At 37.6% G+C, this 25,161-nt stretch carries 39 protein-coding genes; 7 read left to right on the top strand and 32 right to left on the bottom strand.

Annotated elements, in window-relative coordinates; translation table 11 throughout:
- Positions 1-88 precede the first annotated feature (88 nt).
- The 27 genes from rpsK to rpsJ all read right to left on the bottom strand — a co-directional run bounded on the left by rpsK (position 89) and on the right by rpsJ (position 12,632).
- Positions 89-478 carry a 30S ribosomal protein S11 gene (gene rpsK, locus C7N65_RS04790; protein ID WP_095104062.1) on the bottom strand — a complete coding sequence of 130 codons (390 nt, stop codon included), beginning with the start codon at positions 476-478 and terminating at the stop codon, positions 89-91.
- Positions 479-500: 22 nt separating this feature from the next.
- A complete protein-coding gene (gene rpsM / locus C7N65_RS04785) occupies positions 501-866 on the bottom strand; it encodes a 30S ribosomal protein S13 (RefSeq protein WP_105993329.1) in 366 nt (121 codons plus the stop codon).
- 22 nt (positions 867-888) lie between these two features.
- A complete protein-coding gene (rpmJ, locus tag C7N65_RS04780) occupies positions 889-1,002 on the bottom strand; it encodes a 50S ribosomal protein L36 (RefSeq protein WP_002479550.1) in 114 nt (37 codons plus the stop codon).
- Between the two features lie 33 nt (positions 1,003-1,035).
- Positions 1,036-1,254 carry a translation initiation factor IF-1 gene (infA, locus tag C7N65_RS04775; protein WP_001118443.1) on the bottom strand — a complete coding sequence of 73 codons (219 nt, stop codon included), beginning with the start codon at positions 1,252-1,254 and terminating at the stop codon, positions 1,036-1,038.
- Between the two features lie 188 nt (positions 1,255-1,442).
- Complete coding sequence (locus C7N65_RS04770) at positions 1,443-2,093, bottom strand: adenylate kinase (protein ID WP_105993328.1); 651 nt, start codon at positions 2,091-2,093, stop codon at positions 1,443-1,445.
- A gap of 16 nt (positions 2,094-2,109) precedes the next feature.
- Positions 2,110-3,402, bottom strand: a complete 1,293-nt coding sequence (secY, locus tag C7N65_RS04765; RefSeq protein WP_105993327.1) for a preprotein translocase subunit SecY — start codon at positions 3,400-3,402, stop codon at positions 2,110-2,112.
- Positions 3,402-3,842: a 50S ribosomal protein L15 gene (gene rplO, locus C7N65_RS04760; RefSeq protein WP_105993326.1), complete on the bottom strand. Its 441-nt coding sequence runs from the start codon at positions 3,840-3,842 to the stop codon at positions 3,402-3,404. The genes secY and rplO overlap by 1 nt, the downstream gene beginning before the upstream one ends.
- A 28-nt stretch (positions 3,843-3,870) precedes the next feature.
- A complete protein-coding gene (gene rpmD, locus C7N65_RS04755) occupies positions 3,871-4,056 on the bottom strand; it encodes a 50S ribosomal protein L30 (protein WP_105993325.1) in 186 nt (61 codons plus the stop codon).
- A gap of 16 nt (positions 4,057-4,072) precedes the next feature.
- Complete coding sequence (rpsE, locus tag C7N65_RS04750) at positions 4,073-4,573, bottom strand: 30S ribosomal protein S5 (RefSeq protein WP_105993324.1); 501 nt, start codon at positions 4,571-4,573, stop codon at positions 4,073-4,075.
- Positions 4,574-4,594: 21 nt separating this feature from the next.
- Entirely contained in the window at positions 4,595-4,957 is a 363-nt protein-coding gene (rplR, locus tag C7N65_RS04745; protein WP_105993323.1) for a 50S ribosomal protein L18, read from the bottom strand.
- 32 nt (positions 4,958-4,989) lie between these two features.
- Entirely contained in the window at positions 4,990-5,526 is a 537-nt protein-coding gene (rplF, locus tag C7N65_RS04740; RefSeq protein ID WP_105993322.1) for a 50S ribosomal protein L6, read from the bottom strand.
- Positions 5,527-5,551: 25 nt separating this feature from the next.
- Positions 5,552-5,950: a 30S ribosomal protein S8 gene (gene rpsH / locus C7N65_RS04735; protein WP_105993321.1), complete on the bottom strand. Its 399-nt coding sequence runs from the start codon at positions 5,948-5,950 to the stop codon at positions 5,552-5,554.
- A gap of 32 nt (positions 5,951-5,982) precedes the next feature.
- Entirely contained in the window at positions 5,983-6,168 is a 186-nt protein-coding gene (locus tag C7N65_RS04730) for a type Z 30S ribosomal protein S14 (RefSeq protein WP_105993320.1), read from the bottom strand.
- Positions 6,169-6,194: 26 nt separating this feature from the next.
- Positions 6,195-6,734 carry a 50S ribosomal protein L5 gene (rplE, locus tag C7N65_RS04725; protein WP_105993319.1) on the bottom strand — a complete coding sequence of 180 codons (540 nt, stop codon included), beginning with the start codon at positions 6,732-6,734 and terminating at the stop codon, positions 6,195-6,197.
- Positions 6,735-6,759: 25 nt separating this feature from the next.
- Positions 6,760-7,077: a 50S ribosomal protein L24 gene (rplX, locus tag C7N65_RS04720; RefSeq protein ID WP_002479562.1), complete on the bottom strand. Its 318-nt coding sequence runs from the start codon at positions 7,075-7,077 to the stop codon at positions 6,760-6,762.
- A 32-nt stretch (positions 7,078-7,109) separates the two neighbouring features.
- Positions 7,110-7,478: a 50S ribosomal protein L14 gene (gene rplN, locus C7N65_RS04715; protein ID WP_002479563.1), complete on the bottom strand. Its 369-nt coding sequence runs from the start codon at positions 7,476-7,478 to the stop codon at positions 7,110-7,112.
- Between the two features lie 28 nt (positions 7,479-7,506).
- On the bottom strand, positions 7,507-7,770 hold the full coding sequence (gene rpsQ / locus C7N65_RS04710) for a 30S ribosomal protein S17 (RefSeq protein ID WP_001829723.1): 264 nt from the start codon (positions 7,768-7,770) through the stop codon (positions 7,507-7,509).
- Positions 7,771-7,794: 24 nt separating this feature from the next.
- Entirely contained in the window at positions 7,795-8,004 is a 210-nt protein-coding gene (gene rpmC, locus C7N65_RS04705; protein ID WP_000644737.1) for a 50S ribosomal protein L29, read from the bottom strand.
- Positions 7,994-8,428 (bottom strand): 50S ribosomal protein L16, encoded by a 435-nt coding sequence (gene rplP / locus C7N65_RS04700; RefSeq protein ID WP_015900970.1) that lies wholly within the window; start codon positions 8,426-8,428, stop codon positions 7,994-7,996. The genes rpmC and rplP overlap by 11 nt, the downstream gene beginning before the upstream one ends.
- A 2-nt stretch (positions 8,429-8,430) precedes the next feature.
- On the bottom strand, positions 8,431-9,084 hold the full coding sequence (gene rpsC / locus C7N65_RS04695) for a 30S ribosomal protein S3 (RefSeq protein ID WP_105993318.1): 654 nt from the start codon (positions 9,082-9,084) through the stop codon (positions 8,431-8,433).
- Between the two features lie 25 nt (positions 9,085-9,109).
- Entirely contained in the window at positions 9,110-9,463 is a 354-nt protein-coding gene (rplV, locus tag C7N65_RS04690) for a 50S ribosomal protein L22 (RefSeq protein WP_002479566.1), read from the bottom strand.
- A 31-nt stretch (positions 9,464-9,494) separates the two neighbouring features.
- On the bottom strand, positions 9,495-9,773 hold the full coding sequence (gene rpsS / locus C7N65_RS04685) for a 30S ribosomal protein S19 (protein WP_105993317.1): 279 nt from the start codon (positions 9,771-9,773) through the stop codon (positions 9,495-9,497).
- A 63-nt stretch (positions 9,774-9,836) separates the two neighbouring features.
- Complete coding sequence (rplB, locus tag C7N65_RS04680) at positions 9,837-10,670, bottom strand: 50S ribosomal protein L2 (protein WP_105993316.1); 834 nt, start codon at positions 10,668-10,670, stop codon at positions 9,837-9,839.
- A gap of 36 nt (positions 10,671-10,706) precedes the next feature.
- Complete coding sequence (rplW, locus tag C7N65_RS04675) at positions 10,707-10,982, bottom strand: 50S ribosomal protein L23 (protein WP_011275127.1); 276 nt, start codon at positions 10,980-10,982, stop codon at positions 10,707-10,709.
- Positions 10,982-11,605 (bottom strand): 50S ribosomal protein L4, encoded by a 624-nt coding sequence (rplD, locus tag C7N65_RS04670; RefSeq protein ID WP_105993315.1) that lies wholly within the window; start codon positions 11,603-11,605, stop codon positions 10,982-10,984. Before rplD ends, rplW begins: the two co-directional genes overlap by 1 nt.
- Positions 11,606-11,633: 28 nt before the next feature.
- On the bottom strand, positions 11,634-12,296 hold the full coding sequence (rplC, locus tag C7N65_RS04665) for a 50S ribosomal protein L3 (RefSeq protein WP_105993314.1): 663 nt from the start codon (positions 12,294-12,296) through the stop codon (positions 11,634-11,636).
- A 27-nt stretch (positions 12,297-12,323) separates the two neighbouring features.
- Positions 12,324-12,632 (bottom strand): 30S ribosomal protein S10, encoded by a 309-nt coding sequence (gene rpsJ, locus C7N65_RS04660; protein ID WP_002479572.1) that lies wholly within the window; start codon positions 12,630-12,632, stop codon positions 12,324-12,326.
- A 337-nt stretch (positions 12,633-12,969) separates the two neighbouring features.
- Here rpsJ and C7N65_RS04655 point away from each other — a divergent pair, with 337 nt between their 5' ends.
- The 3 genes from C7N65_RS04655 (at position 12,970) to C7N65_RS04645 (ending at position 15,090) form a co-directional block, all read left to right on the top strand.
- On the top strand, positions 12,970-13,356 hold the full coding sequence (locus tag C7N65_RS04655) for a hypothetical protein (protein ID WP_105993313.1): 387 nt from the start codon (positions 12,970-12,972) through the stop codon (positions 13,354-13,356).
- A gap of 128 nt (positions 13,357-13,484) precedes the next feature.
- Positions 13,485-14,048 carry an NADPH-dependent FMN reductase gene (locus C7N65_RS04650; protein ID WP_105993312.1) on the top strand — a complete coding sequence of 188 codons (564 nt, stop codon included), beginning with the start codon at positions 13,485-13,487 and terminating at the stop codon, positions 14,046-14,048.
- 250 nt (positions 14,049-14,298) lie between these two features.
- A complete protein-coding gene (locus C7N65_RS04645; protein ID WP_105993311.1) occupies positions 14,299-15,090 on the top strand; it encodes a glucose 1-dehydrogenase in 792 nt (263 codons plus the stop codon).
- 98 nt (positions 15,091-15,188) lie between these two features.
- Here the strand turns inward: C7N65_RS04645 and C7N65_RS04640 are convergent, their stop codons facing one another.
- Positions 15,189-16,523: an NCS2 family permease gene (locus C7N65_RS04640; protein WP_105993310.1), complete on the bottom strand. Its 1,335-nt coding sequence runs from the start codon at positions 16,521-16,523 to the stop codon at positions 15,189-15,191.
- A gap of 188 nt (positions 16,524-16,711) precedes the next feature.
- Positions 16,712-18,844 (bottom strand): DNA topoisomerase III, encoded by a 2,133-nt coding sequence (locus C7N65_RS04635; RefSeq protein WP_105993309.1) that lies wholly within the window; start codon positions 18,842-18,844, stop codon positions 16,712-16,714.
- Positions 18,845-18,987: 143 nt separating this feature from the next.
- On the opposite strand from C7N65_RS04635, the gene C7N65_RS04630 reads away from it, so the two are divergent.
- On the top strand, positions 18,988-19,854 hold the full coding sequence (locus C7N65_RS04630) for a GNAT family N-acetyltransferase (protein ID WP_105993308.1): 867 nt from the start codon (positions 18,988-18,990) through the stop codon (positions 19,852-19,854).
- 118 nt (positions 19,855-19,972) lie between these two features.
- Complete coding sequence (locus C7N65_RS04625; protein ID WP_105993307.1) at positions 19,973-20,827, top strand: GRP family sugar transporter; 855 nt, start codon at positions 19,973-19,975, stop codon at positions 20,825-20,827.
- Positions 20,828-20,941: 114 nt separating this feature from the next.
- On the opposite strand, the gene C7N65_RS04620 is transcribed toward C7N65_RS04625, so the two are convergent.
- Positions 20,942-21,853: an AEC family transporter gene (locus C7N65_RS04620; protein WP_105993306.1), complete on the bottom strand. Its 912-nt coding sequence runs from the start codon at positions 21,851-21,853 to the stop codon at positions 20,942-20,944.
- 136 nt (positions 21,854-21,989) lie between these two features.
- On the opposite strand from C7N65_RS04620, the gene C7N65_RS12605 reads away from it, so the two are divergent.
- A complete protein-coding gene (locus C7N65_RS12605) occupies positions 21,990-22,157 on the top strand; it encodes an SE1832 family protein (RefSeq protein WP_162912119.1) in 168 nt (55 codons plus the stop codon).
- Positions 22,158-22,220: 63 nt separating this feature from the next.
- Positions 22,221-22,538: a membrane stabilizing protein MspA gene (gene mspA, locus C7N65_RS04615; protein ID WP_105993305.1), complete on the top strand. Its 318-nt coding sequence runs from the start codon at positions 22,221-22,223 to the stop codon at positions 22,536-22,538.
- 59 nt (positions 22,539-22,597) lie between these two features.
- Here mspA and C7N65_RS04610 read toward each other — a convergent pair whose 3' ends face one another.
- Both C7N65_RS04610 and C7N65_RS04605 read right to left on the bottom strand, forming a co-directional pair.
- Positions 22,598-23,767 carry a metal-dependent hydrolase family protein gene (locus tag C7N65_RS04610; RefSeq protein ID WP_105993304.1) on the bottom strand — a complete coding sequence of 390 codons (1,170 nt, stop codon included), beginning with the start codon at positions 23,765-23,767 and terminating at the stop codon, positions 22,598-22,600.
- A gap of 18 nt (positions 23,768-23,785) precedes the next feature.
- Positions 23,786-24,967 (bottom strand): hypothetical protein, encoded by a 1,182-nt coding sequence (locus C7N65_RS04605; RefSeq protein ID WP_105993303.1) that lies wholly within the window; start codon positions 24,965-24,967, stop codon positions 23,786-23,788.
- Between the last annotated feature and the right edge of the window lie 194 nt (positions 24,968-25,161).

Raw genomic sequence — 25,161 nt, 5'->3', positions numbered from 1 at the left:
TATTTACATATCCTCCTTGGTTACGTCGACTTATAAGATACTTCTTATCTTAGTGATCTTCGGAAAATAACATTTCTTAACAATAATATTATACGCGACGACGTTTTGGCGGACGGCAACCGTTATGAGGTACTGGAGTAACGTCTCTGATAGCTGTTACTTCTAAACCTGCTGATTGCAATGCACGGATAGCTGATTCACGGCCTGGGCCAGGTCCTTTAACTGTTACTTCTACAGTTTTCAAGCCATGTTCCATAGCTGTTTTTGATGCTGTTTCAGAAGCCATTTGAGCTGCGAATGGTGTAGATTTTTTAGAACCTTTGAAACCAAGTGCACCTGCTGATGACCATGATAATGCATTACCGAATTCATCAGTAATTGTTACGATTGTATTGTTGAAAGTTGAACGAATGTGAGCTACACCGTTTTCAACATTCTTTTTCACTCTGCGTTTACGAGATACTTGTTTACGTGCCATTAAAATTTTCCTCCTTTACCTATTATTTTTTCTTGTTAGCTACAGTTTTAACTGGGCCTTTACGAGTACGAGCATTGTTTTTAGTCTTTTGACCGCGAACTGGTAAGCCACGACGGTGACGGATACCACGGTAAGAAGAGATTTCCATTAAACGTTTGATGTTTAAGTTTTGCTCACGACGTAAGTCACCTTCTACTTTGTAGCCATCTACAACTTCACGGATACGTGCTAATTCATCGTCTGTTAATTCGTTAGTACGAGTTTGTGGTGAAACTCCTGCTTCTTCAATGATTTTTTCAGCAGTTGATTTACCAATACCGTAAATATAAGTTAATGAAATTACAACGCGTTTTTCGCGTGGAATATCGACTCCTGCAATACGTGCCATATTATTTTACACCTCTCTTTTATTAACCTTGTCTTTGTTTGTGTTTTGGATTTTCACAAATGATCATTACTTTACCTTTACGTTTAATGACTTTACATTTTTCGCAAATAGGTTTAACTGATGGTCTTACTTTCATTTTTATACCTCCCTGTAATAATGGAGTGACGAATTATTTATAACGATAAGTGATTCTTCCGCGTGTTAAATCATACGGAGACATTTCTACTGTTACTTTGTCGCCAGGTAGAATACGAATATAATTCATTCTGATTTTACCACTAACGTGTGCTAAAATTTCATGACCATTTTCTAATTCTACTTTAAACATTGCATTTGGTAAAGTATCTAATACTGTACCTTCTAATTCAATTACATCTTGTTTTGCCATTAGAACAATTCCCCCTTTTGCATTATTAGTTAATGTCTATTGGAAAATGTTAGACATACTGCACTTGTATCAAATCGTTGAACAAAATTTGGGAATCATTATCGTTAATATGTCACTCAAAATTCGTTAGGCTGAGAGACAAACAATGTTAGACTGCCTTCATTCAACATACAAGCAGCAATGTTGAATTACTTAAGATTGTTCAAGATATCAATTACTGAATCAGTAACTTCTTGAATATCTCTAGATCCGTCAACGTTTTTAACAACACCTTTATTATCATAGTATTCTAAGATAGGTTTTGATTGTTTAACGTTAACTTCTAAACGTTTTGCAACTGTTTCTGGGTTGTCGTCTTCACGTTGGTATAATTTACCGCCGTCAAGATCGCAAACACCATCCACTTTTGGAGGATTGAACACAAGATGATAAGTTGTTCCGCAAATTTCACATACGCGACGTCCTGTAAGACGGTTCATAAGTTCTTCTTCCGGAACTTCAATGTTAATAACTGCATCAATCTTTCTGCCAAGTTCTGTCATGATTTTACTTAATGCTTCTGCTTGTTCAAGTGTACGTGGGAAACCATCTAATAAAAATCCTTTTTTCGCATCGTCTTCAGAAAGTCTTTCTTTAACGATACCCACAGTTACTTCATCAGGTACAAGTTCGCCGCGGTCCATATAAGACTTAGCTTCTTTACCTAATTCAGTTTGATCTTTGATAGCTTTTCTAAACATATCACCTGTAGATATATGCGGAATAGGGAATTTCTTAACAATTTCACTCGCTTGAGTTCCTTTACCTGCGCCAGGTAAACCCATTAAGATGATATTCATATTGCCCTCCTACAAATTATCTACCACCAAAGCCTTTATATTCTTTTTGATTAACTTGTGCTTCCAAGCTTTTCATTGTCTCGATAGCAACACCGATAACAATCAACAAGCTTGTACCGCCGACTTGAATCGATTGCGGCAAGTTCATAAATTTAGTAGCAAGAATCGGTAAGATTGCAATTGCTGCTAAGAAAATAGAACCTACAAAAGTTAAACGATATAAAACTTTAGTAATATACTTTTTAGTTTGTTCACCAGGTCTGATACCCGGTACGTAGCTGCCTTGCTTCTTAAGATTGTCAGCCATTTTCTCAGGATTAACTTGAACGAATGCATAGAAATAAGTGAATGCAATGATCAAGATAATGTAAATTACCATTCCGATATTATTTGATGGATTGGCTGTATTGGCAATTTGCTGAGCCCAGTCTGCTTTAGGGAAGAACATTGTTAATGTTCTTGGTAACAAGAAGAATGCCATAGCAAAGATAACCGGGATAACCCCTGCTGAGTTAACTTTCAACGGCAAGTAAGTTGCATTTCGACCTAAACGCTGAGCTGTTTGCTTCTTCGCATATTGAATAGGTATTTTACGAACAGCTTGAAGTACGTACACAGCACCCATTGTCAGTAAAATCAAACCAATGATTAATGCTGCAACTTGCAACCATGCCATAGTCGTATCACTTTGTCCTACAAAAGCTTGTTGGTAGAACTGAATCAGTGATGACGGCAACGTTGACAGAATACCAGCGAAGATAATAATTGAAATACCATTACCTACACCGTATTGGGTTATCTGTTCACCTAACCAAAGTAAGAAAGCTGTTCCTGCTGTTAATACAATTGCAATTAACAAATAACTCATAGGTGACGGATCTACGATCAATGCACCTTTTAGATAGTTATTGAATTGGAATGCCATCCCAATTGATTGGATGAATGCCAAGATGATTGCAAAGTAACGTGTGACGTTATTCAATTTCTTACGACCAACGTCACCTTGTTTGGCCCATTCTGTAAACTTAGGAACTATATCCATTTGCAATAACTGCATTACGATGGAAGCAGTGATGTAGGGCATAATCCCCATTGCAAAAATGGAAAAGTTCTTCAAGGCTCCCCCACCGAATGTATTCAACAGATCAGTGACACCTTGAGAACCTTGTTGACTTTCAAACGCTGCTGGATTAACTCCAGGCGCCGGTATATAAGTACCTATTTTAAATATTACAAGCATTGCGAGCGTAAAAAAGATCTTGTTTCGAACTTCTTTAGTTTTGAAGAAGTCTACGAATGTGTCAAACATTAGATCACCTCGTGTGCTCCACCTTTAGCATCAATTGCTTCAGCTGCAGATGCAGAGAATTTTTGTGCTTTAACTGTTAACTTTTTCTCTAAAGAACCATTACCTAATACTTTGATACCCGCTTTAGCATTTTTTACTACGCCAGTTTCGATTAATAGTTCAGGAGTTACTTCTGTACCTTCATCAAAACGGTTTAATTGGTCTAAGTTCACTACAGCATATTCTTTACGGTTGATGTTAGTGAAACCGCGTTTAGGTAAACGACGGAATAATGGTAATTGACCACCTTCGAAACCTGGTCTTACTTTACCACCTGAACGTGCTTTTTGACCTTTTTGACCACGTCCACTTGTTTTACCATTACCTGTAGCAGCACCACGGCCTACACGGTTGCGGACTTTACGTGATCCTTCTGCTGGATGTAAATCATGTAATTTCATTACGGCACCTCCTTATAATTTTATCTGATTATGCGTTTACTTCTTCAACTTTTACTAAGTGGCTTACTTTGTTGATTTGGCCACGGATTGCATCGTTGTCTTCAACTACTACTGAAGAGTTAGTTTTTTTCAAACCTAACGCTTGAACAGTTTTACGTTGTGTTTCTGGACGACCGATAACACTGCGAGTGAGGGTAATTTGTAATTTAGCCATTATTTATTTTCCCTCCTTAATTGTATAATTCTTCTACTGATTTGCCGCGTAATTTCGCAACTTCTTCAGCACTTTTTAGATTTTCTAAACCATTAATTGTCGCACGAACCATGTTAATTGGTGTGTTTGAACCTAATGACTTACTTAAGATATCAGTGATACCTGCTAATTCTAATACGGCACGAACTGGTCCACCGGCGATAACACCAGTACCAGGTGCTGCTGGTTTCAATAATACACTTCCTGATCCGAACTGACCAGTAATAGTGTGTGGAGTAGTACCTTCTACACGGTTAACAGATACTAATTCTTTTTTAGCAGCTTCTACTGCTTTTTTGATCGCTTCAGGCACCTCTTGTGCTTTACCTGTACCGAATCCAACACGACCATTTTTGTCTCCAACAACTACTAATGCTGTGAAACGGAAACGACGTCCACCTTTTACAACTTTCGCAACACGGTTAATCGTAACAACGCGTTCTTCAAATTCTTTGTTTTCTTCATCTCTGCGAGCCATTAATTGTCCCTCCTTTTATGATTAAAATTCTAAGCCATTTTCACGTGCTGCATCTGCTAATGCTTTAACACGTCCATGGTATAAGTAACCTCCACGGTCGAAGACGATTGCAGTGATACCTTTATCAACTGCTTTTTTAGCGATTGCTTCGCCCACTTTGGCAGATAATTCAACTTTTGAACCAGTTTCGTTTTCGAAATCTTTATCTTGAGTTGATGCTTGAGCTAAAGTTACGCCTTTTGAATCATCAATGATTTGTGCATAGATGTGTTTGTTTGAACGATATACGTTTAAACGAGGTTTTTCAGATGTACCTGATAAGTTCGTACGTACACGTGCATGTCTTTTTAAGCGTACTTTATTTTTATCAATTTTGCTGATCATGCTTTATTCTCCTTTCTTTAGAGAGTTATTTATTATTTACCAGTTTTACCTTCTTTACGACGAACATATTCGCCTTGGTAACGGATACCTTTACCTTTATAAGGTTCTGGTGGTCTTACGGCACGGATTTTAGAAGCTGTAGCACCAACTTGTTCTTTAGAAATACCTTCTACTTTAACTGTTGTGTTTTTCTCAACTGTGAATGTGATTCCTTCTTCTGGAATGAATTCAACTGGGTGAGAGTAACCAACGTTAAGAACTAAGTTTTTACCTTGCAATTGTGCACGGTAACCTACACCGATCATTTCTAAAGTTTTTTCGTAGCCTTTAGAAACACCTTGTACCATATTGTTAATTAACGCACGAGTTGTTCCGTGAACTGTTCTATCTTTTTGAGAATCAGATGGACGAACAACTTCTAATGTGTTGTCTTCTTGTTTATAAGTCATGCTATCGTCAAAAGTTCTAGTTAATTCACCTTTAGGACCTTTAACTGTAATAACATTACCTTTGATGTCTACTGTTACATCACTAGGAATTTCAATGATTTTCTTACCTACACGGCTCATTTACGGGCACCTCCTTAATTATTTATTACCAAACGTATGCTAGTACTTCTCCGCCTACATTACGTTTTCTTGCTTCTCTGTCAGTTAAAATACCTTCAGAAGTTGATACTAATGCAATACCTAAACCGTTTAATACTTTAGGTACTTCTTCAGCTTTAGCATAAACACGTAAACCTGGTTTAGAAATACGTTTTAAGCCTGTGATAACGCGTTCGTTGTTTTGACCATATTTAAGGAATAAACGTAAAACACCTTGTTTATCGTCTTCTACGAACTCAACGTTTTTGATGAAACCTTCATTTTTAAGGATTTCAGCGATTTGTTTTTTAATATTTGACGCAGGCAACTCGATTTTTTCATGACGCACCATGTTTGCGTTTCTTACACGAGTTAGCATATCTGCGATTGGATCTGACATTGTCATAGATTGTTGCCTCCTTTCAAGACTCTCTTTAATTACCAGCTAGCTTTACGAACGCCAGGGATTTGGCCTTTGTAAGCTAATTCACGGAAACAGATACGGCATAATTTAAATTTGCGGTATACAGAATGTGGACGGCCACAGCGTTCACAGCGAGTATATTCGCGAACTGGGAATTTTTGCTTTTTAGCTTGTTTTGCAACCATTGATTTTTTAGCCACTTAATTAGCCTCCTTTATATTAGAGCTTACTTTTGAAATGGCATACCGAATTGAGTTAACAATTCACGAGCTTCTTCGTCTGTGTTAGCAGTTGTAACAATAACGATATCCATTCCTCTTACTTTACTTACTTTATCATAATCGATTTCTGGGAAAATTAATTGTTCTTTAACACCTAATGTGTAGTTGCCGCGTCCATCAAATGCTTTCTTAGAAACACCGTGGAAGTCACGTACACGTGGTAATGATACTGAGATCAATTTATCTAGGAATTCATACATTCTTTCACCGCGAAGTGTAACTTTTGCTCCGATTGGCATACCTTCACGTAAACGGAATGTTGCTACTGATTTTTTAGCTTTTGTGATTAATGGTTTTTGACCAGTGATTAATGTTAACTCTTCAACAGCATTATCTAATACTTTAGAGTTTTGAACTGCGTCACCTACACCCATGTTCACAACGATTTTATCGATTTTAGGTACTTCCATTACTGAACTGTAATTGAATTCTTTCATTAAGTTCTCAGTAACTTCAGTATTGAATTTTTCTTTTAAACGGCTCAAAGTGGATCCTCCTTTCAACTAGTTATTAATTATTAGATTTGATTTCTTCGCCTGATTTTTTAGCGATACGAACTTTTTTACCATCAACAAATTTGTAACCTACACGAGTTGGTTCATTTGTTTTAGGGTCCAATAATTGTACGTTAGAAACATGAATTGCTGCTTCAGTTTCTAAGATTCCACCTTCTGGGTTAAATTGAGTCGGTTTTTGGTGCTTTTTAATGATGTTGACACCTTCCACAACGACACGGTCTTTTTTAGGTTCTGTTGCTTGTACAACACCTGTTTTACCTTTATCTTTACCTGAGATAACGATTACGTTGTCACCTTTCTTGATATGCATGTGGGCACCTCCTTAGATTTTATTATTTAAAATTATAGTACTTCTGGTGCTAATGAAATAATTTTCATGTAGTTGCTATCACGTAATTCACGTGCAACTGGTCCGAAGATACGAGTTCCGCGTGGACTCTTGTCGTCACGAATAACTACACATGCATTTTCATCAAATTTGATGTAAGAACCGTCTTTACGACGTACTCCTGATTTAGTACGTACAACAACAGCTTTAACAACTTCACCTTTTTTAACAACGCCTCCTGGTGTAGCATTTTTAACAGTACACACAATTACGTCGCCGATGTTCGCTGTTTTGCGACCAGATCCGCCTAATACTTTAATTGTAAGAACTTCACGAGCACCTGAGTTGTCAGCTACTTTTAAGCGTGTCTCTTGTTGGATCATGAATTAAACCTCCCTTATCTATTAATGATTAAATAATTACTGATTCTTCAACAATTTCTACTAAACGAAAACGTTTTGTTGCTGATAAAGGACGAGTTTCTTGAATCTTAACGATGTCTCCTAATTTAGCTGAATTGTTTTCATCATGAGTTTTATATTTTTTAGAATATTTTACTCGTTTACCATATAATTTATGAGTTTTGTAAGTCTCTACAAGTACAGTTACAGTTTTGTCCATTTTGTCTGATACGACTCTACCTACATAAACTTTACGATCATTTCTTTCGCTCACTTTTGTAACCTCCTCTTTCAATTATTATTGATTAGCCTTACTTTGTTCAATTTCTCTTTCACGAGCAACAGTTTTTAGACGTGCGATTGTTTTTCTCACTGTACGAATACGTGCAGTTTCCTCTAATTGTCCTGTAGCTAACTGAAAGCGTAGGTTAAAAAGTTCTTCTTTTGAAGATTTGATTTGCTCTTCGATTTCTGAAGTGGTTAAGTCTCTAATTTCCTTAGCTTTCATTTGATTCACCACCCAATTCTTCACGTTTTACAAACTTAGTTTTAACTGGAAGTTTGTGACTTGCTAAACGTAATGCTTCACGTGCAACTTCTTCTGACACGCCTGCAACTTCAAATAAGATTCTACCTGGTTTAACTACTGCGATCCAGCCTTCAACTGCACCTTTACCAGCACCCATACGTACTTCTAAAGGTTTTTTAGTATAAGGTGTATGAGGGAAGATTTTAATCCAAACTTTCCCGCCACGTTTCATATAACGAGTCATCGCAATACGAGCAGATTCGATTTGACGAGATGTGATCCAAGACGTTGTGATTGCTTGTAAACCATACTCACCAAATGTTACAAAGTTACCGCCTTTAGAACGTCCTGTAGTTTTTGGACGATGTTGACGACGATATTTAACGCGTTTTGGTAGCAACATTATTATTTTCCTCCTTCACTATTGTTCTTAGTAGGAAGAACTTCTCCACGATAGATCCATACTTTAACACCAAGTTTACCGTATGTTGTATCAGCTTCAGCATGTGCGTAATCAATGTCAGCACGTAATGTGTGAAGTGGAACAGTTCCTTCTGAATATTGTTCAGCACGAGCGATATCAGCTCCGCCTAAACGACCTGAAACTTGAGTTTTAACACCTAAAGCTCCTAGTTTCATAGCTCTTGTAATAGCTTGTTTTTGTACACGACGGAATGAAGCACGGTTTTCTAATTGACGTGCGATGTTCTCAGCAACTAAGCGAGCATCTAAATCAACTTTTTTGATTTCAATCACGTTAATGTGTACACGTTTGTTTGTTAAATTGTTTAATTTGTTACGAAGTTTTTCAATTTCTGAACCGCCTTTACCAATTACCATACCTGGTTTACCAGTGTGGATTGCGATGTTGATGCGGTTAGCAGCACGTTCGATTTCTACGTGAGAAACTGACGCTTCTTTTAATTCGTTATCGATGAACTTACGGATTCTTAAATCTTCGTGTAGTAAAGTTGAGAAATCTTTCTCAGCATACCATTTTGCATCCCAATCACGGATGACACCAACACGAAGTCCGATTGGATTAATTTTTTGACCCACAGTATTCCCTCCTTAAGATAGTTTATTAAGCTTCTTTAGCTTCTTCTTTGCCGTCACTTACGACAATTGTAATGTGGCTTGTACGTTTGTTAATTGCACTTGCACGTCCTTGAGCACGTGGACGGAAACGTTTTAAAGTTGGTCCTTCGTTAGCATATGCTTCTTTAACAACTAATTCATCTGTATTCATGTCATAGTTGTGCTCTGCATTAGCTAAAGCGGACATTAATAATTTTTCAACAACTGGTGATGATGCTTTGTTAGTTAATTTTAAAATGGCAACAGCTTCACCAACGTTTTTGCCTCTGATTAAGTCTAATACTAATCTGACTTTACGAGGTGCGATTCTGATAGTTCTAGCAACCGCTTTTGCTTCCATTTGGTCTTCCTCCTCTACTTATAGAAAGTTATTATCTTCTTGTTTTCTTGTCGTCTACAGCATGTCCTTTAAAAGTACGTGTTGGAGCAAATTCACCTAATTTGTGGCCAACCATATCTTCAGTTACATAAACAGGTACATGTTTACGTCCATCGTATACTGCAAATGTAATACCGATGAAGTTAGGGAAAATAGTTGAACGACGTGACCAAGTTTTAATCACTGTTTTTTTCTGATTACCTTCCTGAGCTTCCACTTTTTTCATCAAGTGATCGTCGACGAAAGGTCCTTTTTTAATACTACGAGCCATTTTGGCGCCTCCCTTCTTATTATGTGCGTGCAGCACTAGGCCGCACACCCAAATAAGTTGTTATTATTTTCTTTTACGTTTACGTACGATAAGTTTATCTGATGATTTTTTACCGCGACGAGTTTTCTTACCAAGCGTAGGTTTACCCCATGGTGACATTGGTGATGGCATACCGATTGGAGCACGACCTTCACCACCGCCGTGAGGGTGATCGTTAGGGTTCATTACAGAACCACGAACTGTTGGACGGATACCTTTCCAACGTGAACGTCCGGCTTTACCAACGTTAACAAGTTCATGTTGAATGTTACCAACTTGACCTACTGTAGCACGGCAAGTTGAAAGAATCATACGAACTTCACCTGAGCGAAGTCTTACTAATACGTATTTACCTTCTTTACCAAGTACTTGTGCACTTGCACCTGCTGAACGAGCGATTTGTCCACCGCGGCCAGGTTTTAATTCGATGTTGTGGATAGTTGTACCCACTGGGATATTTGCTAATGGTAAAGCGTTACCTACTTTAATGTCAGCTTCTTCACCATTTTCGATTGTTTGTCCTACAACCAAACCTTTTGGAGCGATGATGTAGCGTTTTTCACCATCTGCATATACTAACAATGCAATGTTAGCTGAACGGTTTGGATCATATTGGATAGAATCAACTTTTGCTGGGATTCCATCTTTGTTACGTTTGAAATCAATAACACGGTATTGACGTTTGTGTCCGCCGCCATGATGGCGTACTGTCAATTTACCTTGGTTGTTGCGTCCCGCTCTTTTCGGTAGCGGTTGTAATAATGACTTTTCTGGAGTCGTTTTAGTGATTTCAGCGAAATCCAATGAAGTCATATTACGACGACCATTTGTAATTGGCTTATAATGTTTAAGAGCCATTGTCGTTTACCTCCTTATTGGTAATTTTATTTTTTATTAGTTGAATAGATCGATTGATCCTTCTTTTAAAGTTACGATCGCTTTGCGTCGTTTGTTTGTATAGCCTTGGTAACGGCCCATACGTTTTTTCTTAGGTTTATAGTTGATGATGTTAACGTTAGCTACTTTAACATCGAAGATTTCTTCAACTGCAATTTTGACTTGTGTTTTGTTCGCACGAGTATCTACATCAAAAGTGTATTTGTCTTCAGCCATTGCTTCTGAAGATTTTTCTGTGATTACGGGGCGCTTAAGAACGTCTCTTGCTTCCATTATCCGAGCACCTCCTCAACTTTTTTAGCAGCTGCTTCTGTAATTAATACACTGTCAGCGCTAGTGATGTCTAATACGTTTAATCCAGTTACAGTTGTGATTTGAACACCAGGGATGTTACGTGCTGATAATTCAACATTTACATCTTCTGATTCAGTTACAACTAAAACTTTCTTAGGTAATTCTAAGTTTGATAAAACTTTAGTGAATTCTTTTGTTTTTGGAGCTTCTAAACCGAAAGCGTCAACAATTTTGAATTCATTTTCTTGTACTTTGAAAGATAATGCAGAACGTAATGCTAAACGACGCATTTTCTTAGGCATTTTGTATGCATAGCTTCTTGGAGTCGGTCCGAATACGATACCGCCGCCACGCCATTGCGGAGCACGGATAGTACCTTGACGCGCACGTCCTGTACCTTTTTGTCTCCATGGTTTGCGTCCACCGCCGCGTACTGCTGAACGATTCTTAACAGAATGAGTACCTTGGCGTAATGAAGCACGTTGTAAGTTAATTGCTTCGAAAAGAACATCTTTGTTTGGTTCAATAGCGAATACAGCATCGCTTAATTCAACTGAACCTGCTTTTGATCCGTCTACTTTTAATACATCATAATTTGCCATTATGCATTTTCCTCCTTTCGTTAATTAATTATTTATTACCTTTTTTAATTGAAGTTTTGATTTCTACTAATCCTTTTTTAGGACCAGGCACATTACCTTTAACTAAGATAACGTTGTTTTCAGCGTCGATTTGTACAACTTCTAAGTTTTGTACAGTCACTGTGTTTCCGCCCATACGACCAGGCATTTTGTGACCTTTAAATACTTTAGATGCGTCAGACGCCATACCTACTGAACCAGGTGCTCTGTGGAAATGAGAACCGTGAGCCATTGGTCCGCGACCATGTCCATGACGTTTAATGTTACCTTGGAAACCTTTACCTTTAGATACTCCAGTTGCGTCAATGATGTCGCCAGCTTCAAATGTATCTACTGAGACTTCTTGACCTACTTCGTATTCATCAACATTGATGTTTCTGAATTCACGAATGAAGCGCTTAGGTGCTGTGTCAGCTTTTTTAGCGTGACCTTCAGCTGGTTTGTTCGCATATTTATTAGACTTGCTGTCTTTTTTGTATGCTTGTTTGTCTTCAAAACCTACTTGGATAGCGTTGTAACCGTCTACCTCTTCAGTTTTCTTTTGTAATACTACGTTTTGTCCTGCTTCTACTACAGTTACTGGGATTAAGTCTCCGTTTTCACCGAATACTTGTGTCATCCCGATTTTTCTTCCTAAGATTCCTTTGGTCATCGAAAGTCCACCTCCTATGATTTTCTATTATAATTTAATTTCGATGTCTACACCTGATGGTAAGTTTAAGCCCATAAGAGCGTCAACAGTTTTTGGTGTAGGGTTTACAATGTCGATTAAACGCTTGTGAGTACGTTGTTCGAATTGTTCACGAGAATCTTTGTACTTATGCACCGCACGGATGATAGTGTAAATAGATTTTTCAGTTGGTAATGGAATTGGTCCAGAAACTTCTGCACCAGAACGTTTTGCTGTTTCAACAATTTTCTCAGCTGATTGATCAATTACTCTGTGATCATAAGCTTTTAATCTGATTCTGATTTTTTGTTTTGCCATAATTTTCCCTCCTTATTTCGTCTACATTTAGTGATAGACTTCTCCACGAAAACTATCTCACACAACGCCATGGCAAAGCGGCCGGGTGTGTCAGTAACCTTTCGCTTCATCGCGTATTCAAAGTCCAACATTAGATATGTTACACGAATCGTCGCTCAGTTGCAACCATTTACTGTAACTTTTTTATGAAAGACTTTTTTCTCTAACACATACCAGTATATTTTACTTCAAATGTCTTCTTACTTCAACCCGTATATAGAAATTTTTCACTAAGTCCTCAAATTTTTTCTAATGCCTCTTATCCTATATAATAGTAAACGATAGGTGGTGAAGAAAAATGAAACACAGTATCAGACTTTCATTAATCATTTTAAGTATTATACTCTTGCTTTCCGAGTTAGTATACGGTATTCCGTTCTTAGGCGGATCCATTATATTATCGTTCGGCTGGCAGCCATTGATTATTAATGCTTTCTTTTATTTATTAATCGTCATTACGCTGCTTGTAGATAGTCAGAATTCAATACGTCCAATGGTGATTATTCCATTACTCGGTATCGCCGGGTCATTTATTGCGATTATTCCGTTTGTCGGTATGATTGTGCATTGGATTTTATTCTTCTTAATGCTTTTCTTCCTATTAGTAGTAATGAGTACTCCTATTTATGTCGCAAACCGAAGTGCCAGAGCTGTATATGATGAACATGGCAAAAGAATCAAATAGATGAAATTTTACCGGCTTATCGCCGGTTTTTTCATACCTAGCTATATTCTATACTTTATCCTTACTATCGTTTATTATTTTTCTAATGAGATATAAATAGTATATGACCACAATTTGGAGTGATTGATATGAAAAACATTGGTTTTATTTCTGGAAGTTTGCGAGAAGCATCATATAATAAGGCAATTATAAATTCTATGTTGGAAGCTGCACCAGAGGATTGGAATACTTACATTATTGATTTTAAAGACTTGCCTGTTTATAACTTTGATATTGAAGGTGAAAATGAACCTGAAGCAGTCACAGCGTTCAGAGAGAAAATTAGAGAAAGCGACGGCGTCATTATCGTAAGTCCTGAATACAATTCCGGTATTCCCGGCGGTTTGAAAAATGCGATTGATTGGGCATCACGTTCTAGAACACCTGACGAAAAGCCTCCATTAATATGGAAACCTTTCGCAGTAGCTGGAGGTTCACCAGGTGCAATCGGTACTGCACTCGGACAAATGCAAATAAGACAATCATTGCTTGCTATGAATGCACATGTTATGACGGGTCCTAAATTTATTGTCGGAAAAGTACATGAAAAAGTGAACACAGATACAATGCGTTTAGAAGATGAACGTACGTTAAAACGTATCCCTTCCTTCTTAAAGGCTTTTGATACTTGGGTAGATCAGTTCAAAAAATAAAAACCATATCATCAATTTAAGTCATTGCTTTCAGTTGTTTTAAGTAACAGTGTGCTGGTTATACTTTAATAGCCATCCCTTTATCTGAATTTAATACAGGCTACCTTTAAGCATTTCATCTTAATTTCCAAGAAGATGGTCACCTTAATTATCGATAGATGGTCTAGTATAGCTTTGACCATTATCTCATCAATTATTCTAGGTCAACTTAAAGCACAATCAAAATATAGATATAAAGGAGCGCTTTAATATGTATCAAGATTTAGAAAATAAAGTAGTAATTATCACAGGCAGCGGCAGCGGTATCGGCAAAGCATACGCTGAAGCATTCGGCAAAGCCAAAGCTAAAGTTGTTTTAAACTATCGTTCATCAAAACATGAACAAGAACTTAAAGAGATGATAAAAGAAATCGAAAACAACGGCGGAAAAGCAATAGCTGTACAAGGTGATGTAGCAGTAGAAGAAGATGTAATTAACTTAGTCAATCAAGCAGTCGAACAATTCGGCACTTTAGATATTATGATTAATAACGCTGGTTTTGAAAAACCAATTCCTTCACATGAAATGTCAGTAGATGAGTTCAAAAAAGTCATCGACATAAACTTAACTGGTGCTTTCATCGGTTCAAGAGAAGCCGTGAAGTATTTCCTTAAAGAAGATAAAAAAGGTGTTATTTTAAATACTTCAAGTGTTCATGATACCATTCCATGGCCATATTACGTGAACTATGCAGCAAGTAAAGGCGGCCTTAAGAAAATGATGGAAACGATGTCTATGGAATATGCACAATACGGCATCCGTATTAACAATATCTCGCCTGGCGCCATCGTAACAGAACACACGAAAGAGAAATTCTCAGATCCTCAAACACGCGAAGAAACATTAGCAATGATTCCAGCAAAAGAAATCGGCAACACTGATCAAGTCGCAAACGTTGCCCTCTTCTTAGCTTCAGATGTTTCAAGTTATGTTCATGGTACAACAATATATGTTGACGGCGGTATGACTAACTACCCTGCCTTCATGGGCGGTAAAGGTTAGTAGCACATCAACTTTTTTGGCACTTGTCTGTTTCAGGCAAGTGCTTTTTGCATGCATAAAAAAAGCAAGCCCATCAAATGAGCTCGCTGCAATAGGTTTTATCCATGTACAAAGACAAAGTATAAAATGAATAAGACCATTAAAATGTACATAATAGGATGTACTTCTTTATGACGTTTCGTCATTAACATGGTAATAGGATAGAAAATGAAGCCGCATGCTATCCCTGTCGCAATAGAATAAGATAAAGGCATCATTATAATTGTGATAAATGCCGGTACTGCAAGTTCGAATTTCTTCCAATCGATTTCAGATAGGTTGCCGGCCATCAGCACACCTACCACAATCAATGCCGGTGCTGTCACAGCACTTGTCACAACTGCCATCAATGGACTAAAGAACAATGCGAGTAAGAAACATATTCCTGTTACAATACTAGCAAATCCAGTTCTTGCACCTACTGCTACACCTGAAGTCGATTCGATATAAGAAGTCGTTGTTGTTGTACCGAAAATAGAACCTACAATTGTCGCAATCGAATCTGAGAATAACGCACGTCCTGCACGCGGTAATTTATTATCTTTCATAATGCCTGCTTGCGATGCTACAGCAACTAATGTACCAGCTGTATCAAAGAAGTCGATGAATAAGAATGTCAAAATTACAATTAAAAATTGAACTGTAAATAACTGACTCGGATCTTTAAATGCTTCAAAAGCTGCACCGAAGGTCGGCGCAATGCTCGGAACTTTACCTACAACCGCATGCGGCATTTGAATCAATCCTGTAATCAAACCGCCGACAGATGTTAAAATCATCCCGATAAAGATCGCACCCGGTATTTTCTTAGCGTACAATACCACCGTAACTATAATACCAAAGACAGCTAACAGCACTTTGCCGTCTGTAATATGTCCAAGTGTCACTAGTGTAGAATCATTATTGATAATAATACCTGCACCTTGCAGTCCGACAAAAGTAATAAATAAACCGATACCGGCTGTCACTGCCATCTTCATCTCATAAGGAATCGCATTTATAATGGTTTCCCGGAGCCCGGTTACTGTCAGTATTGCAAAGAAGATACCTGAACAAAGTACGCCGGATAAACCGATTTGCCATGGAATCCCCATTGTTAATACTACTGTGAAGGCGAAGAAGGCATTAAGCCCCATACCCGGTGCTAATGCAATCGGATATCTGGCAATCAATCCCATGAACAAAGAACCGACAAAAGCAGCTAATGCTGTAGCCACAAAGACTGCACCTTGGTCCATTTTCATATCGTCAGGAATGCCCTTAACACCTGCTAAACTTAAAATCTGCGGGTTAACAGCTAATATGTAAGCCATAGATAAGAAAGTTGTTAATCCACCTAAAATCTCTCTGCGATAATTCGTTTGATACTTATCAAATTGGAAATATTTTTTCACTTTGCATTCTCCTTAAATGAAATACCTTAATATTCTAATCCCTATATTAAAAAAAGACAATGCGGTTTTAACTAAAATGCATACATTTTACAGAGAAAATTAAAACACACACTTATGTTGGCCTTCTAACGTACTATTTTTAAAATATGGCTCGTTAAAATTCATAGTTTCATAAGTGTGTGATTTAATTACAGTTTCAAATTCTTCAATGCATCTTGGAATGGATTATTATCTATTTCTTCTTTACCCATATATTTCTTCATTTCACGTTTTGAAACTTTTCCTTTGCCTTTGTTTTTATGTCTTTGATCCATTTGTTCTTGTGTTTCCGAATGACCGCATACACAGCGATACGTTGCTTTTTTGCCTTTGCCGAACAACGTCATTTTCTTATGACAGTTTGGACAGCGGGCATTTGTTTTGCGCTGTACATTTTTCTTAGTTTTACATGATGGGTCCTGACATACCAGCATTTGTCCGTTTTTCGTTTTCACTTTAATCATGAATTTACCGCATGTCGGACATTCTGTAGTTGTTAAATTATCATGCTTGTATTTTTGTTCGCTTTGCTTAATTTCATCTACAATAGATTGCGTGAATTGTTTCATCTCTTTAATAAATTGTCTTGAGTCGTATTTACCCTTTTCAATTTGGGTTAGTTTCTCTTCCCATTCTGCAGTTAATAGCGGCGATGTCAGTGCTTTTGGTGCCAACTCTAAAATCTGGCGTCCTTTTGAAGTCACTCTGATGTGGCCGTCTCTTGCTTCAATTACATTCATATTAAAGAGTTTATCAATAATATCTGCACGTGTTGCTACCGTTCCGATACCGCCTGTTTGTTTTAACGTATTGGAATGTTTCTTATCTTTTAGATCAAAGAATTTTTGAGGGTTCTCCATCGCTTTTAACAATGTACCTTCATTAAAGTAAGCGGGCGGTTGTGTTTCATGTGTTTGAATATGAAAGCGCGAAACTGAAGCACGTTGGCCTTTTTCAAATGCAATACGTTCAGATTGTGCACTCTGTTCATTGCGCAGCTGTTTGAAGCCAAGTTGTTTTGCGACTTTCTCTTGCAGTTCAAACGTTTTATTGCCGACCTTGGCAACTACTTTTACCGCTTCAAATTCATATGGCGGCAACAAATTCTCTACAAAGCGTTCTGCAATCATTAAATACAGTTTTTGTTCACGCTGACTTAAATCATTCATATTCGGTCTGATCTCTGTCGGTATAATCGCATGGTGGTCAGATACTTTTTGGTTATTGACGATGCCCATTTTAGGACTGAATGACTTATTGACCAATGGACGTACTGCATCTTTATATTCTGTCGCAAGCAAAGCTTGAAGGCGCTCTTTGAAAGTCTCTACCATATCATCTGTTAAATAATTAGAATCCGTTCTTGGATACGTCACTAATTTATGACGTTCATACAAATTCTGCAATGTGTTTAATGTTTCTTTCGCACCCATGCGGTAACGCTGATAGGCTTCTTGCTGCAAGTCAGTCAAACTGAACAATTTTGCCGGATATTGTTTCTTATGTTTAGAAGAGACCGATACAATCTCTGCAGTTTGTCCTTTCAGCTTGTCGACAAGTTGTTCCAATTGCTGCTTGTTATGAATACGGCGCTGGCTTTCCAATTTGAATACTTGGCCGTCGATAGTTGCTTCTAATGTGTAATATTCAGAAGGTCTGAAATGCTTGATTTCATCTTGTCTCATTTGTACAAGCTGAATCGTCGGTGTTTGTACACGCCCTAAAGAAAGCTGCGCATCATATTTGGTCGTTAATGCACGCGTCGCATTAATCCCTACAATCCAATCCGCTTCACTGCGTGCTAAAGCTGCACGATACAACGGCAAGTATGTTCTTCCGTCTTTTAATTGTTTAAAGCCGTTGCGGATTGCTTTAGCTGTAATCGAACTGATCCAAAGTCTTTTTATCGGTTTCTTATTATGCACTTTATCTAAAATCAAACGTGCGACTAATTCCCCTTCTCGTCCGGCATCTGTCGCAATAATTATATCTTTGACATTCTCTTTTAACATTAACGCTTTTACAGTATTAAACTGCTTTTTCGTTTTAGGTATTACGATGGTCTTCATGTGTTTAGGAATAATCGGCAATTCCTGCAAATTCCACGTTTTATATTTCGCATCGTATTGTTCTGGTGTCGCATTCGTCACCAAATGACCGAGTGCCCAAGTCACGATATAATCTTGGCTCTCGAAATAACCATTGCGCTTTTGATTTACATTCAACGCACCGGCAATATCACGTGCAACAGAAGGTTTCTCTGCTAGAATTAATGATTTCATATTTACTGTCCTTTCCAAAAAATCGTATATCTATTGTAACACGATTTATTGTACTTGTTTCCCCACCTTTCCTTTTATCTCACTTCAAAACACAGTATAATAAAAACAAAGCTGCTGTTTATCAGACAACCAAGGAGGTTCTTATGAAAGCAATTCAGATAGATTCTGCTCAAGACATCCAAAGCTTTATCCACCAAGCCGATACGTCCATGTGTTCGTATATATACAAGCTGCATCAAAAGAATGTTGCTTTGTCGCAAAGTATTGACGCATTAAAACATGATACAGGTGTGTATGCCTTAGTTAATGATACCGATGAGATACAAATGCTGATGGGCGGTTTTTCTTATGATACACAACACTTTAAAATGGTCGGACCTTTTCTAGCTCCAAATTATCAACTTGATGCACAAGCATTCAAACAGTTATTCGAAACATTGGCCGACGCACAACCAAAAGGTGCACATTTCAACTTTTCATTCGATGTAACAAGCGACTATAAAAGTTCATTGATGAAAGCAATTGATGCACATTACACGTTTACGGATTACTACCTTTCAACTGATCATACGATTGAAACAAGTAATGAAGCACAACGGCATATTATTCCTTATCACAAAGCCTTTTTCACACATTTTGAACCGTTGCACCATAAAATTTTCAGACGTGAAGCGATGACAGCTTCTGAAATCGTTAATACTATTGATGAGAATAATCAATTGTTCTTCTTCGTTTCTGAAGGCATCTTAAAAGGTTACCTTTATTTGCAAATCAAACCTGATAAACAATCAGCAGAAATCAAATACTTCTCGTCGCATACGGATTACCGCAACGAAGGTATTGCTTTCAATTTGTTAAGTTATGCAATCAACTATGCTTTTAAACGAGATACTATCCAAAAAGTTTATTTCAAAATCCGCAGTAAAAACGATCGCTTAGTAGATCGTTTCAGTGAACTCGGTTTTGACATCCGTTCAGAACGCAAAAAATTCAAATACATTAAAGAGTAATACAAGTTTGCTGAGAGGTACCCCCTTTCAGCAAACTTTTTATTTTCATTTTATTTGCTGATGCTTTATTCTATTTCTAACAAAGGGGAAGTTTAATCTAGAAAGGAAAGAAAACTAAATGGATTTACTTATTGCATTGCTTCCTGCACTCTTTTGGGGCAGCGTTGTCCTGATTAACGTACTTGTTGGAGGCGGTCCTTATAATCAAATCCGAGGCACAACACTCGGTGCTTTGATTGTAGGTATTATATTACTGCTCACAGGACATGCGAGCTTTGAACCAAAAGTCATCATTGTCGGCTTGATTTCCGGTGCGTTTTGGGCACTCGGCCAAGGTTATCAATTACGTTCTGTTCAATTGATCGGCGTTTCTAAAACAATGCCGATTTCAACAGGTATGCAGTTAGTCGGAACTACACTCTTCAGTGCTGTCTTCTTAGGTGAATGGAGTACAAGTACTCAAGTCATGTTAGGTATTTTCGCTATGATTCTCTTAGTAGCCGGTATTGCATTAACATCGCTGAAAGCGAAACATGAAACATCAGAAGGTTCTAAATCTCTAGGCAGAGCCATTCCAATCTTGCTGATTTCTACGGTAGGCTATGTCGTTTATGTAGTCATCGCACAAATCTTTGGCGTCAATGGCTTAGACGCATTGTTCTTCCAATCAATCGGTATGGCTATCGGCGGATTTTTATTATCTGTCAATCACCAAACTTCAAAACGCTATACTATCCGAAATATTATACCTGGTGTAGTATGGGCTATCGGCAACTTGTTCTTATTCTTCTCACAACCGAAAGTCGGTGTTGCGACAAGTTTCTCCTTCTCGCAATTATTAGTCATCGTCTCTACACTTGGCGGTATCTTCTTATTGAAAGAACGTAAAGACAAACGCCAATTAATCGGAATCGGATTAGGCATCATCTTAATTGTTGCGGCTGCCTTTGTACTTGGAGGATTAAAAGCTTAATAAGTTTCGATGTGAAAGCATTTAAAGTAATGTAAGCCAGTATCAAGCTTTAATGTATGTATTAAAGAAGGGATAGTATAACAGCTGCACCAGTTGTTATACTATCCCTTTCTCTTATACAAAGAACATTTGATAAAAATAAAGAATAAAAATACTGATAATAATGGTCATATTGGTCGTCATTCCTATCAGAGGCAATGTTCGATATCTCAATTGAATCGAATATGGAATGACTGCTACACCAATCGGCAAAAGCCAAATAACCATTAAAGTTGTTTTAATCATTTGATCTGATACAGGCAGGAAGAAATAAACTAACAAACCTGCAACCAAACCAAAACCATAGTGTATAGCTAAATACTTCAATGCGACAGGCAAGAATTTGCGTTCTACTCTGAAGTTGAGCATTAGACCAAGTAAAATCATGGATAGCGGCATGTTGGCTTGAGATACCACATCAAAGAATCGAATCATGGCATCAGGCAAATGAAGCTTGCTCATATTTAGACCGAACATAATCAAATACGTCATGAGCGGAATAGAACGTACTAAATTCAGTAATAAGAATTTCACATTGAAAGTATTGCCTTCTGCATTACTGAAATAGTTGCCTACAAAGTAAGTCACACCAAACATAATGATGGCACCGCCGATATCTGCCATACCAAAATAAATCATACCGACTTTTGGCCAGATGGCTTGTACTAAAGGATAAGCAAATAATCCTATGTTTAACGATGCCATCATCATACCGATGGTACCGCGCATTTCATTATCATATTTTAAGAAGAAGCTGATTGCGATGATTTTTGCGATTACACCATAAATAATCATCATTAACAGCAATACCGATAACGAGATATCTAAATCAGCTTTATTCAGATTGACGATGACTAACGCAGGTAATGTAACATTTAGGACTAGTTTGGCTAAGACTTGACTGTCTTCTTCTTTTAATATATTAATTCTTTTTAATACATAGCCGAGTATAATCAACAAGACTATGATTACGAATTTGCCTGTCATAAGTCATCCTTCTTTCTCTTTATATTTAAATTTCAAACGTAGACTGACAAATGTCATTTTTCTTCAATTACATCTATAAAGTTTCCATGCTATACTATTACTATTGATAATAAAAATCAATAAGGTGGTGTTTCTATTGAATTTGGAAAGTCAATTAGCAGAATTAAAACAAGATTACGTACGCTTGCAAGATGATTTGGAAAAGCGCGAATCTACTGGTCAAGAAGTCGACCCGCTGATTAAACAGCTTGAACAAATTGAACAAGAAATCGCACACGTACGTTCGCAAATAAATCAACAATAGTGCTTTGCACCTTTGATATGCTGAGGCATCCATCAATGTGTGCCCAGAAAGGAAGTTCACATGATGCAACTGTATATGTTATTATTACCCATTCTTTACTTATTCGTAAGTTTCATCAGTATATATAAGATGCGTTCTGTTTTCAGCAGTATCTTGCGTATGGTAATGGGTGTTTTGCTGATACTTGTCGCAGCGATGACAAGTTTAACTGTCCCTCCTGCAGCATGGTGGGAATTTGCGGTCATTGTAATGCTTGTCGGCAACGTGGAAATTACAGCCTTCAAGTATACAAAAGGTGATAAAAAAGGTGTATTCCTCTTAAACATGATGACCCTTTTCATTTTTGTAATCAGTGTTATTCTAACATTTATCGTTTATTAATAAAGGAAATCCCCTTGACGCTCTTTTTACAGCGTTGAGGGGATTTTCTATATATATGATTAACGTGCAACTTTATGTCCTTTTTTATACACAGTCTTCTCGCCTTGCAGTACTTTGATATCTTCTAATGGATTATGGTCTAGTACAATGAAGTCTGCTAATTTGCCTTCTTCTATTGAACCTGCATCCTTACTAATATTCAACAACTCCGCTGCATTGATCGTTGCGGCTTGCAATGTCTGCAAGTTCGTAGCGCCAGTACGTGTCATCAATTCCATTTCGAAAGTAGAGTGTGTATCAAAGTTATTCATTGCAGTACCTGAATCTGTACCTAAGGCAAGTTTCACACCTGCTTTAGCTGCTTTGCCGATACTTTCAAAATGTGCCGCTTCAATTTCCAATGATTTCTTAACCATGAAATCTGGCAGAATCTCTTGATGCTGATTAATTGCATACGGTGCAATCAATGTCGGAACAATAAATGTATGATGATCCAAGCATAATTGAATCGCTTCATCATCTAAATATACTGCGTGTTCAATCGAATCCACACCTGCTAATACAGCATTTTTAATACCTTCTGTGCCTTGTGCATGTGCACAAGCAGTTCTGCCTTTATGATGTGCTTCAACTACTGCAGCTTCCATTTCTTCTTTTGACATTTGAACATCATGCGGTGTTTCCCCGTTGAAGGAAACTCCTCCGGTCGCCATCAATTTCAGATTATCTGCACCCTTTTTCAATAATTTTCTCGCATATTTACGAACTTCATCGACACCATCTACTTCATAACTGCCTTCGCTGAAGTGGCCGCCTGTCATTGTTAATGGACTCCCTGAAGCAACAATGCCTGGTGCAGTGAACTCGCCTTGCTTTTCAAGTGCAGATAATTTCAAATCTACATCATAAATAGAACCCACATCTCTGATATACGTTACCCCGTCGTTTAAGAGTGCTTTTAAATTCTTTAACGCTGAATATGTTGCTGTAACTGCATCATTTTCTGGTGAACCTAATTGAGAAACTTTTCCTTCAGGATCAGCAACGATATGTGTATGCGCATTGATAAGTCCAGGTACAACGTATTTTCCTTTTAAGTCTATTGTTTCATCCACTGCTTCTGATGGGCTGATAAATCTGCCGCTGTTTGTATCCAGCGCAATTTGTGCATCTTGTTCCATCGTTTCTCCATTGAATACATGTGCATGTTTAAAAAGTACTTTAGTCACTTTAAATCTACCCTTTCTCTATAATAATTTTAAGAATATCGATGCAATAATAATTGATGCGACTGATACTGTCGCAAAACCGCCTACAAGCATCTTAGGCATCATATAATCAAATAAATAAGCACGCTGCTTTTGATCATGGGTTAAGTTATTGACCACTTCTTTCGTTAAGATGTAGTCAGCAGGAAAACCGAAAAGTGCAGTCAGCGAAGTCGCAAACGCCATATCTTTGCTGAGCTTTAAAGGTTTTGCTAATAAGAATGAAGCCAAATACATACCGATAATACCTAACACAATCAAAACTAAAATTTGAATCATAATGCCGCTTAATACTTTAGGTGTGGTCATGCTTAACTGTGAAAATACAAATGCCAGCAAGCCATACATCAGCCAATTAAATACTTTTGCTTTGTTGAGAATTTGTTTTTCTAAGAAGCCGAGCTGATGAAAGATTACGCCAAGTACTAATGCAATCACATTACCATTCACTGCCTTATTAGTAAGTTTCTCAAGTAACACAGCTAAGACTGCTACTACAGCCACTTTTGCGAGCAAAAATGCAGGCGTCTGCAATTTCTCGCTCTTAAATAATGACGGTTGCTTTTCTTCACGCGCAAATGTGTCAGATTGCGCCCCTTGTTGTACAGCTGACACTGAATGCATATCTGCTTCTTTTAATAACCGTTTCCCTTCTCGCTTTAACACCACTGATGTTAAAGGATAACCGATAATACTGTGTGTAATATACATAGCAACCGGAATAGCTACTAAAGCCGTTAGCCCTTCTGCTTTCAAACCATCTGACATCAATGCGACTGAAATCACACCGCCGGTTAATGGCGGAACTGCAGCCACAACAGTATGCCAATCAAATATCAATGTCCCTATAGTTAATGTCAACACCATTGTTCCAAGAGTACCTGACAGTGCAATAACGACAGCTTTCCACTGTGCTAATAATTGTTTTAAATCCATCATTGTTCCTAAATGCACCAATAATAAAGGAATTGCAATTGTCACAAACTCTGTCCCAAACGATGCGTGACTCACCATATCCTTAGGCAAAAATGTCCAAAAGCCGATGGTAAATAAAGCGGCAGTGATAAATACAGAAGGTATGTATGCCTTTGAAAAATTAGACCCCCACTCCCCGATAAAGATAAATACCATTACTACTAAAAATGCGATCAATAACTCCATATGTTACCTCCGTTTCCTTTCTATTTATATTTAATCAATTATAGAACCTTTATAGATATATGTGAAGATAACATTCAAATTTTTCAGAATTTTTTGAGTTAATTAATCCTTTTCATGTACATCTACTCGAATTCATAAGAAAACGCACACCCTGTTAGCTTCAAACAGAATGTGCGCTGCTATTATTCTGAGAC

Source organism: Staphylococcus simulans (assembly GCF_002994445.1).
Taxonomy (GTDB): domain Bacteria; phylum Bacillota; class Bacilli; order Staphylococcales; family Staphylococcaceae; genus Staphylococcus; species Staphylococcus simulans_B.
This window is presented reverse-complemented; position numbering and strand designations above follow the sequence as displayed.